At 51.1% G+C, this 2,683-nt stretch carries 1 rRNA gene; it reads right to left on the bottom strand.

Features of this window, described 5'->3' with window-relative positions:
* Positions 1–2,683 (bottom strand): 23S ribosomal RNA (locus JHD45_RS22115); the annotation flags it as partial.

The following is a 2,683-nucleotide window of genomic DNA, read 5'->3' on the forward strand; positions in this document are numbered from 1 at the left end:
CCAGTGAGATCTTATCTTAAGGGAGGCTTCCCGCTTAGATGCTTTCAGCGGTTATCCCGTCCGAACATAGCTACCCGGCAATGCCACTGGCGTGACAACCGGAACACCAGAGGTTCGTCCACTCCGGTCCTCTCGTACTAGGAGCAGCTCCTCTCAAATCTCAAACGTCCACGGCAGATAGGGACCGAACTGTCTCACGACGTTCTAAACCCAGCTCGCGTACCACTTTAAATGGCGAACAGCCATACCCTTGGGACCGGCTTCAGCCCCAGGATGTGATGAGCCGACATCGAGGTGCCAAACACCGCCGTCGATGTGAACTCTTGGGCGGTATCAGCCTGTTATCCCCGGAGTACCTTTTATCCGTTGAGCGATGGCCCTTCCATACAGAACCACCGGATCACTAAGACCTACTTTCGTACCTGCTCGACGTGTCTGTCTCGCAGTTAAGCGTGCTTTTGCCTTTACACTCTATGCATGATTTCCGACCATGCTGAGCACACCTTCGTGCTCCTCCGTTACTCTTTGGGAGGAGACCGCCCCAGTCAAACTACCCACCACACAGTGTCCTCGATCCGGATTACGGACCTGAGTTAGAACCTCAAACATACCAGGGTGGTATTTCAAGATTGGCTCCAATAGAACTGGCGTCCTATCTTCAAAGCCTCCCACCTATCCTACACAAGTAGGTTCAAAGTTCACTGTGAAGCTATAGTAAAGGTTCACGGGGTCTTTCCGTCTAGCCGCGGATACACAGCATCTTCACTGCGATTTCAATTTCACTGAGTCTCGGGTGGAGACAGTGCCGCCATCATTACGCCATTCGTGCAGGTCGGAACTTACCCGACAAGGAATTTCGCTACCTTAGGACCGTTATAGTTACGGCCGCCGTTTACTTGGGCTTCGATCAAGAGCTTCGCTTACGCTAACCCCATCAATTAACCTTCAAGCACCGGGCAGGCGTCACACCCTATACGTCCACTTTCGTGTTTGCAGAGTGCTGTGTTTTTAATAAACAGTTGCAGCGGCCTGGTATCTTCGACCGACTAGTGCTTACGGAGCAAGTCCTTCACACCGGCCGGCGTACCTTCTCCCGAAGTTACGGTACCATTTTGCCTAGTTCCTTCACCCGAGTTCTCTCAAGCGCCTTGGTATTCTCTACCTGACCACCTGTGTCGGTTTGGGGTACGGTTCATGTATATCTGAAGCTTAGAAGTTTTTCCTGGAAGCATGGCATCAACCACTTCACCCAAAAGAGGGCTCGTCATCAATTCTCGGCATTCTCTCTTAAAGAGTGACCCGGATTTGCCTAAGTCACTTGCCTACTACCTTAAACACGGACTACCATCGCCGTGCTGGCCTAGCCTTCTCCGTCTCTCCATCGCAATATACATAAGTACAGGAATATTAACCTGTTTCCCATCGACTACGCATTTCTGCCTCGCCTTAGGGGCCGACTCACCCTGCCCTGATTAACATGGGACAGGAAACCTTGGTCTTCCGGCGGGGGAGGTTTTCACTCCCCTTATCGTTACTCATGTCAACATTCGCACTTCTGATACCTCCAGCCTGCCTTACAGCTTGACCTTCAACGGCTTACAGAACGCTCCTCTACCGCTCATCCTAAGATGAACCCGTAGCTTCGGTGTACAGTTTGAGCCCCGTTATATCTTCCGCGCAGGCCGACTCGACTAGTGAGCTATTACGCTTTCTTTAAAGGATGGCTGCTTCTAAGCCAACCTCCTAGCTGTCTAAGCCTTCCCACATCGTTTCCCACTTAACTGTAACTTTGGGACCTTAGCTGACGGTCTGGGTTGTTTCCCTTTTCACGACGGACGTTAGCACCCGCCGTGTGTCTCCCGTGCTCATACTCATTGGTATTCGGAGTTTGCATGGGGTTGGTAAGTCGGGATGACCCCCTAGCCCAAACAGTGCTCTACCCCCAATGGCAATACACGAGGCGCTACCTAAATAGCTTTCGAGGAGAACCAGCTATCTCCGAGCTTGATTAGCCTTTCACTCCTATCCACAAGTCATCCCCAGCCTTTTCAACGGATGTGGGTTCGGTCCTCCAGTTAGTGTTACCCAACCTTCAACCTGCTCATGGATAGATCGCCCGGTTTCGGGTCTATTCCCAGCAACTATACGCCCTATTAAGACTCGGTTTCCCTACGCCTACCCTATGCGGTTAAGCTTGCTACTGAAAATAAGTCGTTGACCCATTATACAAAAGGTACGCAGTCACGGAACAAGTCCGCTCCCACTGCTTGTACGTACACGGTTTCAGGATCTATTTCACTCCCCTCACAGGGGTTCTTTTCGCCTTTCCCTCACGGTACTGGTTCACTATCGGTCAGTCAGGAGTATTTAGCCTTGGAGGATGGTCCCCCCATCTTCAGACAGAATAACACGTGTTCCGTCCTACTCGTTTTCATCGCTAAGGCGTTTTCGTATACGGGGCTATCACCCTTTACAGCGATCCTTTCCAGAATCTTCTACTAACACCAAAGCCACTTAAGGGCTAATCCCCTTTCGCTCGCCGCTACTCAGGGAATCTCAATTGATTTCTTTTCCTAAGGGTACTTAGATGTTTCAGTTCCCCTCGTTCGCCTCGTATGACTATGTATTCATCATACGATACCCGCAAGCGGGTGGGTTTCCCCATTCGGACATCTCGGGATCA

The organism is Marinomonas spartinae, assembly GCF_016461715.1.
Taxonomy (GTDB): domain Bacteria; phylum Pseudomonadota; class Gammaproteobacteria; order Pseudomonadales; family Marinomonadaceae; genus Marinomonas; species Marinomonas spartinae_A.